Origin of the sequence: Aeromicrobium sp. (genome assembly GCF_036676885.1) — a bacterium.
Taxonomy (GTDB): Bacteria; Actinomycetota; Actinomycetes; order Propionibacteriales; family Nocardioidaceae; genus Aeromicrobium.
The window spans coordinates 1-14,464 of record NZ_JAKFCB010000022.1; the positions used below are offsets into that span (position 1 = coordinate 1).

The window sequence follows — 14,464 nt, forward strand, 5'->3', positions numbered from 1 at the left end:
GTCGAGACGTAGTCGCCGTCGTCCTCGTCGATGTACTCGGGCCAGTTGGAGATGACGAGCTCCTTCTCGGTCGCCGAGACGTCCTTGGACGTGCAGTCGTCAGCCTCCTGCTTGCCACCAGAAGTCCCGCAACCGCCGAGCACGAGCGATCCCATCCCCACGGCAGCCACGCCGCCCATCCCCCGTAGCACTGTTCGTCGGTCGAGCTCGGCCATCGAATCCCTCATTTCTTCCGTTGACTACCCATACTCGCAAGATCACGGGGCCACGACAAGGGATTCCGGCGTAAAGGTCGTGTTTCAATAAGGAAAACGTCGCTGACCGGCGAAACTGGCACCACGGAATCCGTCGTCGTACGGCACAATGACCGTCATGACCGAGCGTAGACCCGATGGCCGTGGACCAAACCTCGACGACACCGCCAAACAGATCATCGAGCTGCTGCAGGACGACGGGCGGCTGTCCTACTCGGCGATCGCCAAGAAGGTCGGCTTGTCCGAAGCCGCGGTCCGACATCGTGTGCAGAAGCTCATCGAGAGCGGAGTCATGCAGGTCGTGGCGGTGACCGATCCGATGCAGATGGGCTTCGCCCGGCAGGCGATGATCGGGATCAAGGTCAGCGGCAGGGTGCGCGAGGTGGCCGCGGAGCTGGCGGCGATGGACAAGCTCGACTACATCGTCATCACGACCGGTCGCTTCGACATCCTCGCCGAGCTCGTGGCGGAGAGCGACGACGAGCTGCTCGAGATCGTGTCCGAGCAGATCAGCGAGATCGACCGCGTCGTGACGACCGAGACGTTCGTCTACCTGCGCCTCGAGAAGCAGACGTACGCCTGGGGTGTGCGGTAGCAGCTCGGCCCATGGTCACCCAGAGGTGCTGATCTCCTCGCCGGCTTCCAGGGCGGCGAAGATGTCGGGGTACGCCCCGCGGATCAGCGCCTCGTAGCCTTCGGGGTCATCCGGCGGCGCCGGCGCTGGATCGGTGCGCCCGGCGTGGATCAGCAGGTCCCACGGCACCTCGGTGTCCGGCAGGTGCAGCACGGGCGGCATCCCGGCCACCCTGAACTCCACGGAGTCCCGCGGCACCGCTCCGACGCGCGCGCACGCGAGCACGGCGACGACCAGCTCCCGGCCGTGGTCGAGGTCGATCTGCACCCCGGCTCCGGGAACGATGCCGACACTCGTGAACGCTCCGGCGACCGAGGCCGACTCGTGGAGCAGCTCGGCGTACGACATCGTGCCGCGCTCGTCCTCGATCGCCAGGTTGTCGGCGAGCCCGTGGATCACCCGCTCGTCGAGCACCCGGTAGATCAAGCTGGTCATCATCGCCCCTCGAACTTCGGCGTACGCTTCTCGTCCCGTGCCGCGGCGCCTTCTCGTACGTCGGCGCTGGCCCACACCGCGTCGAAGCTCTTCGCGATCGCGGCATCATCGTCGGTGGAACCGTTGAGGATGAGCTTGTTGTGCGCGAGCGTCAGAGGCGCGAACTCGGCGATCTCGTGCGCCCAGGCGATCGCGTCGTCCAGGGTTCCGGACCGGTCCGCCAGGCCCACACGGAGCGCCGTGTCGCGGTCGAATGTCTCGGCGGCCAGCATCAGCCGTCGCGCCGGACCGGCACCCGCAAGGGCCGAGAGGGTCCGGATCGTCCAGGCATCGACGGCCAGGCCGTTGCGTGCTGTCGGCACACCGAACCTCGCCGTCTCGTCGGCGACGCGGAGATCACAGGCGATCGCCAGCTGCGTGCCGGCGCCGATGGCCGGGCCGTTGACCGCGGCGATCAGCGGCACCGGGAGCTTGGCGAGGTGGTGCAGCATGCCGTAGAGCGCGTCGAGGAATTCGGGACCGTACACACCGCCGAGGTCAGCGCCGGAGCAGAACGCGGTGCCCCGTCCGGTCACGACGATGACGCGCGCTCCATCGTCGACCGCCTCGTCGACGGCGGCATGGATCGCGCGGCACAGCTCGAGGTTGAGCGCGTTGCGCCGGTCCTCACGTTGCAGTTCGAGGACGGCGACGGCGCCGTCCGTGGTCACACCGAGCATGGATCTCCTCCGGGGTCGCGACCACGCTATCCGCCGGCGTCCCGGCCGAGGGTGTCCGCCCCGCGGCACCGATATGACTTGTGAGTAACCTCACACGGGCTGGCTCGTTGAACCGCCATGACACTCTCCCGCCGTGACCTCATACGCACCGGTGCCGTGGTGGGAGGTGCCGCGGCGATCGGCCTGCGCCCCAGCACCGGATGGGCCGCTCCGGGCATCGTCGCGCCCCGGTACACGACGCTCGACAGCTGCTACGCGCGCGGCCCGGCGGGGGCCGGCGGCTACGCCACGATCGTCTCGACCGGTGGCGAAGCGCACGCCGTTCGCACCGAGCTGGGTGCAGCCGGGGCCGACCGCACCACGACGCGCACCGCGGTCCTGAGCTTCGCTCACCTCACGGATGTTCACATCATCGATGCGCAGTCGCCGGCCAGGGTCGAGTACATCGACCGGTTCGAGGACACGTACGGCGGCGCGCCGACGCTCGGCGGCCTCCTGTCGTCGAGCTACCGCCCGCAGGAGATGCTCACACCGCAGATCGCGGACTCGATGGTGCGTGCGGTCAACCGGGTCGGACGCGGTCCGGTGACCGGCCAGAAGCTGGCGTTCGCGATCCAGACCGGCGACAACTCGGACAACTGCCAGTACAACGAGGTGCGCTGGAACATCGACATCCTCGACGGCACACGCGTCACGCCCGACTCGGGCAACAAGACCAAGTACGAAGGCGTCGCCGACAACACGACGTTCGACACGCACTACTGGCACCCCGAGGGTCCCAAGACTCCCGGCGGTGCCGAGGACATCTACACCAAGACCTTCGGCTTCCCGCGCATCACCGGGCTGCTCGACGCCTCTCGCCGTTCATTCGAGCCGGAGGGCCTCGGCATCCCCTGGTACTCGGTCTTCGGCAACCACGACGGGCTCGTCCAGGGCAACTTCCCGCAGACGCTCCCCCTGACCGTGCTGGCGACCGGCCCGCTGAAGGCCACGGCCCTGCCGCCGGGCCTCTCCCAGGCCGACGTGATCTCGGCCTTGGCGACGGTCGACGCCACCGCGCTGCTGGGGGCCGCGGCGCTCACCTCCGCGACGCTCGTGAGTGCCGACCCGCAGCGACGTACGCTGACCCGCGGGCAGGTCGTCGACGAGCACTTCAAGACGTCCGGCTCCCCCGTCGGGCACGGCTTCACCGCCACGAACCGGCTCAAGAAGACCGCCTACTACACGTTCGACCGGGGCTCCGTCCGCTGCATCGTGCTCGACAGCGTCAACCCCAACGGCTATGCCGACGGGTCGATCGACAAGCCGCAGCACACGTGGCTCAAGAGCGTCCTCGCAGCCTCCACCGACAAGTACGTCTTCGTGTTCAGTCACCACACCTCCAAGACCATGACGAACCCGCTGATCGGCACCGGTCTCGACCTCAACCCGAGGGTGCTCGGCGACGAGGTCGTCTCGACGCTGCTGTCCAGCCGCAACGTCGTGGCCTGGGTCAACGGTCACACGCACCGCAACGAGGTCACGGCCCACGCGAGCGCCGACGGCCAGGGCGGGTTCTGGGAGATCAACAGCGCCTCCCACGTCGACTTCCCCCAGCAGTCCCGGCTCATCGAGCTGGTCGACAACCAAGACGGCACGCTGTCGATCTTCACCACGATGCTCGATCACACCGGGCCGGCCTCGTACGGCGGCACGCTCGTGGACTCGGTGCACCTCGCGTCGATCGCCCGTGAGCTGGCGGCCAACGACCCGCAGCAGCGTACGTCGGCACAGGAGGGTGCGCCCGAGGACCGCAACACCGAGCTGCTGCTCAAGAATCCCCTGGCCTGACCGCGCGCCGTCCTTTCGACAAGCTCAAGGAACGACGGAGCCAGGTTCAGCCTTCGACAGCGGCGAGCTGGCCGCAAGCACCGTCGATGTCGCTGCCCCGGGTGTCGCGCACGGTCGTCGGGATGCCCTTGGCGATCAGCCGGCGGACGAACTCGCGCTCGTCCTCGGGCCGCGAGGCCGTCCACTTGGAACCCGGTGTCGGGTTGAGCGGGATCAGGTTGACGTGGACCCAGCCCCAGTCGCCGTACGACTGCAGGACGTCGCCCAGCAGGTCGGCGCGCCAGGCCTGGTCGTTGATGTCCTTGATCATGGCGTACTCGATCGAGACGCGACGCTTGGTCTTGTGGGCGTACTCCCAGGCCGCCTCGACCGCCTCGTGCACCGACCAGCGGGTGTTGATCGGGACGAGCTCGTTGCGCAGCTCGTCGTCGGGCGCGTGCAGCGACAGCGCGAGCGTGACGGGGATTCCTTCGTCGGCGAGCTGCTTCATGCGCGGCACCAGACCCACGGTGCTGACCGTGATGTTGCGGGCCGACATGCCGAGTCCGTCAGGGGCTGGAGCGACCATCCGGCGTACGGCGCCGATCACGGCCTTGTAGTTGGCCATCGGCTCGCCCATGCCCATGAACACGACGTTGGACAGGCGGCCCGGTCCCCCGGCGACCTTGCCGGTCGCCATGGCACTCGCACCGTCGACGACCTGGTCGACGATCTCGGCGGCGCTCATGTTGCGCTCGAGTCCGCCCTGACCGGTGGCGCAGAACGGGCACGCCATGCCGCAGCCCGCCTGGCTCGACACACAGATCGTCGCGCGGTCGGCGTAGCGCATCAGGACCGACTCGACGAGCGCGCCGTCGAACAGCCGCCACAGCGTCTTGCGGGTCGTGCCCTTGTCGGCCTCGAGCGTGCGGATCGGGTTGAGCAGCGTCGGCAGGAGCTCTTCGACGATGCGGTCGCGGCTCGCCGCCGGGAGGTCCGTCATGTTTGCGGGGTCGCGCTCGAGCCTGGCGTAGTAGTGGTGGGCGACCTGCTTGACGCGGAACGCCGGTTCGCCGAGTGCCTCGGCGACGGCCGTACGCTCTTCGGCGGTCAGGTCGGCGAGGTGGCGCGGGGGCTTCTTGCGTCCCCGGGGCTGCTCGAAGACGAGCGGGAGGTTCTTCGGGGACTCAGACACGTTCCCTATTCTCTCATTCAGGTCCTGAGTTCCCCGAATCGCCGAGCATCTCGGCTCACCTGGTCTCGATACGCCGACTCGCAGACCTCGCCCGCTACTCGACCGGCGAGGACTCGGGTGAGTCGAGAACCGGTGCCACGTCGACCTCGACCTTCAGGGTCGACTTCTTGGCCTCGGTGAAGATCACGCCCTTGACCGGGGGCACGTCGGCGTAGTCCCGGCCCCACGCGACCGTGATGTAGCGATCGTTGACCCACTGGTCGTTCGTCGGGTCGACCGCGAGCCAGCCACCGTCGGGGATCCACACGGCGGGCCAGGCGTGGGTCGCGTCGGCGCCGACCACGCGCTCCTTGCCCGGCGGGGGCGTCGTCGCGAGGTAGCCGCTGACATACCGGACCGCGAGGCCGTGTGAGCGCAGGCAGGCGAGCGTCAGGTGCGCGAAGTCCTGGCAGACCCCGGCCCGCTTGTCGAAGATGTCGTCGACCGTCGAGCTCACGGTCGTCGCGGTCTTGTCGTACGCGAAGTCGGCGTGGATCCGGTGCATCAGATCGGTGACGGCCTCACCGACGGGGCGGCCGGGGGCCAGCGACTCCGCGGCGTACGTGTGCGCGGCAGTCGTCTGGTCGGCGAGCGACGAGGACAGTGCGAAGTCCTGCGCGCGCCACGCGTCCGGGACATCGTCGCGATGCATCGGCCGGGCGGACTCCCACGGCACCGCGAGCGCCTCCGGGTCGTACGACGGCAGGTCGGCCTCGACCTGGCTCGTCGCCACGATGTCGAGCACCCGGTGCGGAGAGGTCACCTGGAAGTAGGTCGCGGTGTTGCCGTAGTAGTCGAGGTCGGTCGTCGAGTCGTCGGTCGCGGGGTCGAGGGTCAGCTCGTGCGAGACGACCCGCTGCCACGGCAGCTCGCGGGGCACGAGGTAGGCGATGCCGAGGCTGTCGGTGACGTCCTCGTCGTACGAGTACGTCGTGCGGTGCGACACGCGGTACGCCATGACTTCTCGCTCGCTGCGCTCGCTCGTGCTCATTCCTCCACCGCCGCGAAGCCGAACGAGCGCGGCGCGGGGCCGGCGGCGAAGTGCAGCTCGCCGACCGCATCGGCGAACCGGGTCAGCTGGGCGACGTAGCCGTCGAGGAAGCGCTCGAGGTTGGGCCGGTTCTCACCGGAGATCGCCGTCAGGGTGGCGATGTCGGCGCGGTCGAGCTCGTCGGCAAGGTCGTCGAGCAGCCGCTCGGGACGCGTCGATCCGGTCGACCCGGGCATCGCCGCGAGGTGCTCGCGCAGCTCGGCGATGCCGAACGCCAGCGACCGCGGGTTGTCGGGGTCGGTCAGCAGCAGCTCGAGGACACTGGCGAGGCGTACGTACCCGCGGTAGCGCATGCGGTGCGTGACGGCGCTCTCCGCGGCCGACAGCACTGCGGTGTTGAGGTCGCGGTCGACGTCGAGGCCGCGCCGGACGGTGGTCGTCGAGCGCAGCAGGTGGCACAGCTGGAGGCCGCGCTCGACTGCCCGCCCGGTGCCGATCATGCGCCAACCGGGATCGCGGATCATGTTGGCCGTCACGCCCTGCAGCGACAGGATCCCGGTCAGCATGCGGCCGGCACTCTCGGCGACCTGGTGGCTGTAGTGATAGCTCTTGAGCGCGGCCGAGGCGCGATCGGTCGAGCCGAACGCCTGCCATGTGTCGGGCGAGAGCTGATCGCGCACGCTCTGGGCGGCGTCGCGCAGGGCGCTGATCGACTGGGCCACCGAGCCCGGGCGGTGCGCGTCGAGCAGCAGTGAGCGGAAGTCGTCATCGAGCTGGTCGGGCCCGAACGGCGACCCGCTGAGCCGTGCGATCGCGCGCATCAGGACCGCGAGGCTCGCGCCGCCGGCGGTGTGCGGGCGCGACCGGAAGTCCTCGGCGCTCGCGTGCGCCGTGAGCACGAGCCGCAGCATGTCCTCGGCGCGCTCGGCGTAGCGGCCGAACCAGAACATGTCCTCCAGCACGCGCGGCACCATGGCCGCCGGCGCGCGTACGTTGGTCAGCGGCAGCACGTCCGTCAGGCCCTGGTCGGGGTCCTCGGGCTTGTCCTTGAGCACCCAGACGTCCTTGCTCGACGCGGGTCTGCCGGCCTCGAAGACGTTGGCCAGACCACCGATCAGCGGCCGGTACGTCGACCCGTAGCGCAGCGTGAACGTCCGCAGCGTCAGTACCTGCGGGTGTACGCCACGAGCATCGAGCGTCGGCGACTGCGAGAGCGCCAGCGGCTCCTGGCCGACGTAGCGGTGGGGTTCGGCGAGTATCGCCGCCCGCAACTCGTCCTTGGGCCGGTCGGCGAGATCGACGGGGCCGTCGATCGAGCGCACCACGAGGTCGCCGAGGTTGTCGAGCAGGTACGCGCGGGAGCGCGGGTCACCGGCCCAGTAGGTCTGCACCGACGGCAGCCGCAGCGGCTCGTCGAGCAACATCTCGCACATCGCCGACAGGAACGGCAGCAGCCCCGGGTTCTCCAGCACGCCCGACCCGAGCCCGTTGACGACCCGCACGTTGCCGCGGCGGACCGCCTCGGACAGGCCGGCGACGCCGAGCTGCGAGTTCTTGCGCAGCTCGAGGGCGTCGCTCCACGCCGCGTCGACCCGGCGCAGGATCACGTCGACCCGTTCGAGCCGGCCGAAGACCCGCATCCACACCGCGCCCTCGCGCATCACCAGGTCGCTGCCCTCGACGAGCGGGAAGCCCAGGCTCGACGCGACGAACGCCTGGTCGTACGCCGTCTCCGAGTGCGTGCCGGGCGACAGCACGACGACGCGGGGGTTGGCGCTGCTGCCGGGTGCGGAGTCGATGAGCGTCGAGCGCAGCGCCTGGAAGAACGGCGCCATACGGTGCAACCCGGCCTGGCGGTACATCTCGGGCATCACGCGGGAGATGACCCGGCGATTCTCCATCGCGAAGCCGATGCCGGACGGCGCCTGCGCCCGGTCGGCGAGCACCTGCCACTCCCCTGCGGTGTTGCGCCCGAGGTCGGCGGCGGCGAGGAGCAGCGGCTGGGTGTCGGCCGCCGAGGCGCGGGCCGCGACCCGCAGGAAGCCTTCGTGCCCGAACACGATCGACGGTGGCAGGACCCCGGACGAGAGGAGGCGCTGCGGGCCGTACAGGTCGACGAGGATCGCGTTGAGCAGCTCCGTACGTTGGGCCAGCCCGACCTCGAGCTGCGTCCACTCAGCGGCATCGATGATGAGCGGGATGGGGTCGAGGCGCCACGGGCCCGGCTCCTCCTCCGGCGGCGTGTAGGTCACGCCATCGTTGGCGAGGAAACGCTCGATGTCGCCGCTGACCCTGCGCAGGTCCGCGTCGGTCAGCTGGACCGCGGCCTCCGCGAGCATCTTCCAGCCGGCCCGCAGCGTGCCGTCCGGGCCGACCACCTCGTCGTAGCGTGCCGGCCCAGCGGTCAACGTGGGCTGGGTGACCGCTGCGGAATAGTCCCGGAGCGCAGTCATCGGCGGCCAGCCGACATGATCAGCTGACCGGGACCAGCAGGTGCAGGATCAACCAGGCGACCGGCGCCACGGCGATCAACGAATCGAGGCGGTCCATCAGGCCACCATGGCCGGGCAGCAGGTCGCCCATGTCCTTGATGCCGAGGTCGCGCTTGATGAGCGACTCGGACAGGTCGCCCAGCGTCGCGAAGACGACACCCGTGACGCCGAGGATGATGCCGACCCACCAGTCGCCCTCGAGGGCGTACGTGATGGTGACGATGCCGGCCGCCACGCCGAAGATCAGCGAGCCGGCGAAGCCCTCCCAGGACTTCTTGGGGCTGATCGTGGGCGCCATGGGGTGCTTGCCGAACAGGACGCCGGCGACGTAGCCGCCGATGTCCGAGGCGATCGTGGCGACGATGAACGCGATGATGCGCCACGGCCCGTCGTCCTCGGACAGCATCAGCACGACGAACGTGCCCATGAGGTAGAGGTAGCCGAGCACGAACACGCCGGCGCTGCTGTCGCGGACGAAGCCCTCGGCACCGTCGGACAGGCGCCAGACCAGGGTGCCGATGATCGTCAGCGCCAGGGCGACGGACGCGGTCTCCATGCCACCCCAGTAGCTGCCGACGAGCATGATCGTGCCGCCGGTCAGCACCGGCAGGACCGGGATGTTGATGCGCGCGGTCGAGAACGCGCGGGTCAGCTCGAACAGGCCGATCGCCAGGGCGATCACCACGACCGGGATGAACGCTTCCTTCTGGATGAACAGCGTCGCGATGACCAGACCGATCAGGCCGACTCCGACCGCGATCGAGGCCGGGAGGTTGCGCCCGGCCCGGCTCGTCTTCTTCTCGGCGGCTGCGGGTGTCTCCGCCGACTCTGGGGTCTCGGCAGGAGACTCAGATGTCAAGGAGCTCTGCCTCTTTGTTCTTGAGCAGATCGTCGACCGTGTCGACGTGCTTCTTGGTCATCGCGTCGAGCCGCTTCTCGGCGCCGACGTTCTCGTCCTTGCTGATCTCGGAGTCCTTCTCGGCCTTGTCGAGCGCCTGCTTGGCGGCGCGACGCAGGTTGCGTACGGAGACGCGGCCTTCCTCGGCCTTGGTCTTCGCCAGCTTGATGTACTCCTTGCGACGGTCCTCGGTCAGCTCGGGCAGCGTCACGCGCAGCACCTTGCCGTCGTCGCTCGGGTTGACGCCGAGGTCGGACTCGCGGATGGCCTTCTCGATCGCGGGCTTGGCGCCGGCGTCGTACGGCTGGATGATCACGGTGCGCGGCTCGGGGACCTGGAAGCCGGCGAGCTGGTTGAGCGGGGTCTGCTGGCCGTAGTACTCGGCCGTGATCTGGGCGAACATCGCCGGATGGGCGCGGCCCGTACGGATCGCGGCAAACTCCTCGCGGGTGTGCTCAACGGCTCGTGCCATCTTGCTGTCGGCATCACGCAGGGTCTGGTCAATCACGATGTCTCCATCCGGTTCTGGTAGGTCCGTGCGCCTAGGCGGCGTGGACCAGCGTTCCGATCTTCTCACCACGGAGCACGCGGGCGATGTTGCCCTCACCCTCCATGCCGAACACGATCATGGGGAGCTTGTTCTCCATGCACAACGCGAATGCTGCCGCATCGACGACCTTGAGGCCCAGCCGCAGGGCGTCGTCGAACGTGATCTCGTCGAACTTGCGGGCATTCGGGTCCGTACGCGGGTCGGCCGAGTAGACGCCGTCGACGCCGCTCTTGGACATCAGCACGGCGTCCGCGCCGATCTCCAGCGCCCGCTGCGCCGAGACGGTGTCGGTCGAGAAGTACGGCATGCCGGCGCCGGCGCCGAAGATCACGACGCGGCCCTTCTCGAGGTGACGGATCGCGCGACGCGGGATGTAGGGCTCGGCGACCTGGCCCATCGTGATGGCGGACTGGACGCGCGTCTCGATGCCCTGCTTCTCGCAGAAGTCCTGGAGCGCGAGGCAGTTCATGACCGTGCCCAGCATCCCGATGTAGTCGGCCCGCGAACGGTCCATGCCGCGCTGGCTGAGCTCGGCGCCACGGAAGAAGTTGCCACCGCCGACCACGATCGCGACCTCGACACCCTCGGCCACCGCCTCGGCGATCTGCCTGGCGATGCCATTGACGACGTCAGGATCGATGCCGATCTTGCCGCCGCCGAACACCTCGCCGGACAGCTTCAGCAGGACACGCTTGAGCCCATGACCAGAGGCCGGACCGTCGACTTCCTGAGCGGTGTCAGTGTCCACGTTCCGGCCTCCGATGTTGGTCGTGCGGTTGCTTGCCCTGGGCGTTGTCGAAGGGTCAGGCGCCGATCTCGATGTGGGCGAAACGCTTGAGCGTCACGCCGGCCTCATCGAGGAGAGCCTTGACGGTCTTCTTGTTGTCCTGGACGGACGGCTGGTCGAGCAGCACGGTCTCCTTGAAGAACCCGTTGAGGCGTCCTTCGGTGATCTTGGCGATCGCCTGCTCGGGCTTGCCCTCTTCACGAGCCGTCGCCTCGGCGATCTCGCGCTCCTTGGCGACGACGTCCGCGGGGACCTCGTCACGCGTGAGGTAGCGAGGACGCATGGCGGCGATCTGCATCGCGACACCGCGGGCCACGTCGTGACCGGCCTCGTCGCCCTCGAACTCCACCAGCACGCCGACAGCGTGCGGCAGGTCGCTGGCACGACGGTGCATGTAGGTCGCGACATTGCCCTCGAAGCTGGCGACCCGGCCGAGCTCGATCTTCTCGCCGATGACGACCGCGAGGTCCGCGACAGCCTCGGCAACGGTCTTGCCGTTGTCGAGCTTCTCGGTCGCGAATGCCGCGGCGTCGGCCGGCTTGACCTTGTCGGCGAGGACAGCGAGCTCCTCGGCCAGCGCGATGAACTGCTCGTTCTTGGCGACGAAGTCGGTCTCGGAGTTGAGCTCGACGATCGCGTTGCCGTAGTTGGCGACGAGTCCGGCCGAAGCCTCACGCTCGGCGCCGCGCTTGGCAGCCTTGGCAGCGCCCGAGATGCGGAGCACCTCGATCGCCTTGTCGAAGTCGCCGTCAGCCTCCGTGAGCGCCTTCTTGGCGTCCATCATGCCGGCGCCGGTGGCGTCGCGGAGCTTCTTGACCTCTGTGGCGGTGATAGCCATGTTTCTCTTCTCGCTTCTCAGGTAGTCGTGTCGGCCGGTGTCACTCGGCAGTTTCGGCGTCGACCTTCTCGGCAGCCTTCTTGGCGGGCGCCTTCTTGGCCGGAGCCTCGTCGGTCGCGGCAGCCTTCTTGGCGGGCGCCTTCTTGGCCGGAGCCTCGTCGGTCGCGGCCTCGTCGGTCGCAGCAGCCTTCTTGGCAGCCGGGGCCTTCTTGGCGGGCGCCTTCTTGGCCGGAGCCTCGTCGGCAGCAGCCTCGTCGGTCGCAGCAGCCTTCTTGGCAGCCGGGGCCTTCTTGGCGGGCGCCTCGTCGGCAGCGGCCTCGTCGGTCGCGACCTCAGCGGCGGGGGCCTCAGCAGCCGGGGCGGCGGCGGCTTCGGTGGCAGCCTCGGCGTCCTTCTTCTCCAGCAGCTCGCGCTCCCAGTCGGCCAGGGGCTCCTCGGCGCCGAGCTCAGCGCCGGGCTCCTCTTCGCCGGTCTTGCTGCCACCGCGGGCGATGAGGCCCTCGGCAACGGCGTCGGCGATGACGCGGGTCAGCAGGCCGACCGAGCGGATGGCGTCGTCGTTGCCCGGGATCGGGAAGTCGACGTCGTCGGGGTCGCAGTTGGTGTCGAGGATCGCGATGATCGGGATGCCGAGCTTCTTGGCCTCGTCGACCGCGAGGTGCTCCTTCTTGGTGTCGACGATCCAGACGGCGGACGGCGTACGGCCCATGTCACGGATGCCGCCGAGGGTGCGCGAGAGCTTCGCGTACTCGCGGCTCATGCCGAGGAGCTCCTTCTTCGTGCGGTTGGATCCCGCGACGTCGTCGAAGTCGATCTCCTCGAGCTCCTTCATACGCTGAAGGCGCTGGTGCATCGTCTGGAAGTTGGTGAGCATGCCGCCGAGCCAACGCTGGTTGACGAAGGGCATACCGACGCGCTTGGCCTGCTCCTCGATCGGCTCCTGCGCCTGGCGCTTGGTGCCGACGAACAGGATCGTGCCGCCGCGAGCGACGGTGTTCTTGACGAACTCGTAGCCGGCATCGATGTAGGCGAGCGACTGCTGCAGGTCGATGATGTAGATGCCGTTGCGCTCGGTGAAGATGAATCGCTTCATCTTGGGGTTCCAACGACGGGTCTGGTGCCCGAAGTGAACGCCGCTCTCGAGCAGCTGGCGCATGGTGACGACGGCCATGGTCGAATCTCCTTGTGGCACACGTGTGCCGTTCCTGGTTGTCTCACCGCCGGTTGACGGTGACCTGGCGCCTGTCTGAATGACGTGACCAACTGTCCAGACTCGCTGGACAGACCAGGGCATCATCCGTATTCAGCTCTCGCGTCATACGGAAACAGGCGCGCGAATTCCACTTCCGAAAAAGTGGTTGGCCCCAGTCTAGGGCAACCGACCGCCCCGGAGGAAATCCACAGACCCTGCGCTCATGCGGGGTTGTCCCCAGCTCGTACGCCGACCGGTGCGCCGGCCCGCGTCGCCGGTCTTGGCTGGTCGCATGCTCCGTCGAATGCCCCTTGTCGCGCTCCTGCTGTTCCTCGCCGCGTCGCCGCCGGCGCACGCGAAATCGCCCGACCGGTGGACCTGGCCGCTCGACGACCATGCGATCGGCGAGCGGTTCGACCCGCCGGCGACCGCGTACGGTCCCGGGCATCGTGGCGTCGACCTGACCGGCGCCGCCGGCGACGCCGTCCGCGCGGTCGCCGCTGGGCGAGTGGTGTTCGCCGGGCAGGTCGGCGGCATCGGTGTGGTGACCGTGGATCACGGGCGGGAGCGGTCGACCTACCAACCCGTCAAGGCACGCGCACGGGCCGGCGATGCCGTGCGCGCCGGACAGGTGATCGGCACACTGCTCGGCTCGCCGAGTCATTGCTCCGGCGCCTGCCTGCACCTCGGTCGTCTGGTCGGCGATGACTACCTCGACCCGCTCGAGCTGCTTGGCGGAGGCCGGTTTCGGCTGATCGCCCCCCAGGGCAGGCCACCCGCTCCCCCGGGCGGCGTCGGCGGTCACGGCCTGCAGCGTCCGGTCGGCGGCCCCATCACATCGCCGTACGGCATGCGGGTCCACCCGGTCACGGGCGAGCGCAAGCTGCACGACGGCACCGACTTCGGCGTCCCGTGCGGCACGCCGGTCCACTCCGCCGCGTCCGGCACCGTCGTCGGTCGGTCGTACAGCGGCGCCTACGGCAAACGCATCGTCGTCCGCCATCGGCCGGGCTTCGAGACGTCCTACGGACATCTGAGCGCGCAGTCGGTCTCCGTCGGCGATCGGGTCACGGCCGGTCAGGTCATCGCGCGCTCCGGCACGACGGGCCTGTCGACCGGCTGCCACCTGCACTTCATGGTGCTCACGTCCGGCAAGCCGGTGAACCCCCAGGAGTTCCTGTGACCTCCGCGCTGAGCGTGACGAGTTGCAGGCCAGCACCGGCGTGTCGCCTGCAACTCGTCACGCTCAGCGGGGGTCAGGCCCTGGGGTGGGCGAGCTTGTAGGCAGCTCTCAGTCGCTCGTTGCTGACGTGGGTGTAGATCTGCGTCGTCCCCAGCGAGGCATGGCCGAGGATCTCCTGCACGCTGCGCAGATCCGCTCCGCCCTCGAGCAGGTGGGTGGCTGCGGTGTGCCGTAGGCCGTGAGGTCCCAGATCGGGAGCTCCGTCTACAGCGGCAAGGCGTTCGTGGACGATCCGGCGTACGGCGCGCTGGTCGATGCGGCTGCCGCGCATACCGAGGAACACCGCCGCGCCGCTGGACTCCGTGGCGACGGCCGGACGGCCGCGCTCGAGCCACAGCTCGATCGCCTCCGACGCCGGCAACCCGTAGGGCACCGAACGCTCCTTGCG

The 14,464-nt window shown here is 68.9% G+C and carries 14 protein-coding genes and 1 pseudogene; 3 read left to right on the plus strand and 12 right to left on the minus strand.

Annotated features, from left to right (window positions below):
• Positions 1-215, minus strand: a pseudogene (locus V6M46_RS01265) (hypothetical protein); the annotation flags it as partial.
• A 157-nt stretch (positions 216-372) separates the two neighbouring features.
• Between V6M46_RS01265 and V6M46_RS01270 the strand changes: the two are divergent.
• Positions 373-849: an Lrp/AsnC family transcriptional regulator gene (locus tag V6M46_RS01270; protein ID WP_332661871.1), complete on the plus strand. Its 477-nt coding sequence runs from the start codon at positions 373-375 to the stop codon at positions 847-849.
• A gap of 15 nt (positions 850-864) precedes the next feature.
• Here V6M46_RS01270 and V6M46_RS01275 read toward each other — a convergent pair whose 3' ends face one another.
• Positions 865-1,323, minus strand: coding sequence for an AMP-binding protein (locus V6M46_RS01275; RefSeq protein WP_332661872.1), 459 nt, complete (start codon positions 1,321-1,323; stop codon positions 865-867).
• Entirely contained in the window at positions 1,323-2,042 is a 720-nt protein-coding gene (locus tag V6M46_RS01280; protein WP_332661873.1) for an enoyl-CoA hydratase, read from the minus strand. Before V6M46_RS01280 ends, V6M46_RS01275 begins: the two co-directional genes overlap by 1 nt.
• A 117-nt stretch (positions 2,043-2,159) precedes the next feature.
• On the opposite strand from V6M46_RS01280, the gene V6M46_RS01285 reads away from it, so the two are divergent.
• Positions 2,160-3,872 (plus strand): TIGR03767 family metallophosphoesterase, encoded by a 1,713-nt coding sequence (locus V6M46_RS01285; RefSeq protein WP_332661874.1) that lies wholly within the window; start codon positions 2,160-2,162, stop codon positions 3,870-3,872.
• A 46-nt stretch (positions 3,873-3,918) separates the two neighbouring features.
• On the opposite strand, the gene rlmN is transcribed toward V6M46_RS01285, so the two are convergent.
• From rlmN to rpsB, 8 genes are all read right to left on the minus strand, one after another.
• Positions 3,919-5,046, minus strand: a complete 1,128-nt coding sequence (rlmN, locus tag V6M46_RS01290) for a 23S rRNA (adenine(2503)-C(2))-methyltransferase RlmN (protein WP_332661876.1) — start codon at positions 5,044-5,046, stop codon at positions 3,919-3,921.
• A gap of 94 nt (positions 5,047-5,140) precedes the next feature.
• Entirely contained in the window at positions 5,141-6,076 is a 936-nt protein-coding gene (locus V6M46_RS01295; protein ID WP_332661878.1) for a transglutaminase family protein, read from the minus strand.
• Entirely contained in the window at positions 6,073-8,529 is a 2,457-nt protein-coding gene (locus V6M46_RS01300; protein ID WP_332661880.1) for a circularly permuted type 2 ATP-grasp protein, read from the minus strand. The genes V6M46_RS01295 and V6M46_RS01300 overlap by 4 nt, the downstream gene beginning before the upstream one ends.
• Positions 8,530-8,548: 19 nt before the next feature.
• On the minus strand, positions 8,549-9,427 hold the full coding sequence (locus V6M46_RS01305) for a phosphatidate cytidylyltransferase (protein WP_332661882.1): 879 nt from the start codon (positions 9,425-9,427) through the stop codon (positions 8,549-8,551).
• Complete coding sequence (gene frr, locus V6M46_RS01310) at positions 9,417-9,971, minus strand: ribosome recycling factor (RefSeq protein WP_332661892.1); 555 nt, start codon at positions 9,969-9,971, stop codon at positions 9,417-9,419. The genes V6M46_RS01305 and frr overlap by 11 nt, the downstream gene beginning before the upstream one ends.
• A gap of 37 nt (positions 9,972-10,008) precedes the next feature.
• Positions 10,009-10,764, minus strand: coding sequence for a UMP kinase (pyrH, locus tag V6M46_RS01315; RefSeq protein WP_332661884.1), 756 nt, complete (start codon positions 10,762-10,764; stop codon positions 10,009-10,011).
• 55 nt (positions 10,765-10,819) lie between these two features.
• Complete coding sequence (gene tsf / locus V6M46_RS01320) at positions 10,820-11,641, minus strand: translation elongation factor Ts (protein ID WP_332661885.1); 822 nt, start codon at positions 11,639-11,641, stop codon at positions 10,820-10,822.
• 40 nt (positions 11,642-11,681) lie between these two features.
• Complete coding sequence (rpsB, locus tag V6M46_RS01325) at positions 11,682-12,812, minus strand: 30S ribosomal protein S2 (protein WP_332661887.1); 1,131 nt, start codon at positions 12,810-12,812, stop codon at positions 11,682-11,684.
• Between the two features lie 325 nt (positions 12,813-13,137).
• Between rpsB and V6M46_RS01330 the strand changes: the two genes are divergently transcribed.
• Positions 13,138-14,016: a peptidoglycan DD-metalloendopeptidase family protein gene (locus tag V6M46_RS01330; protein WP_332661889.1), complete on the plus strand. Its 879-nt coding sequence runs from the start codon at positions 13,138-13,140 to the stop codon at positions 14,014-14,016.
• Positions 14,017-14,089: 73 nt separating this feature from the next.
• On the opposite strand, the gene V6M46_RS01335 is transcribed toward V6M46_RS01330, so the two are convergent.
• The coding region (locus V6M46_RS01335) for a tyrosine-type recombinase/integrase (RefSeq protein WP_332661890.1) at positions 14,090-14,464 on the minus strand (375 nt) is incomplete at its 5' end.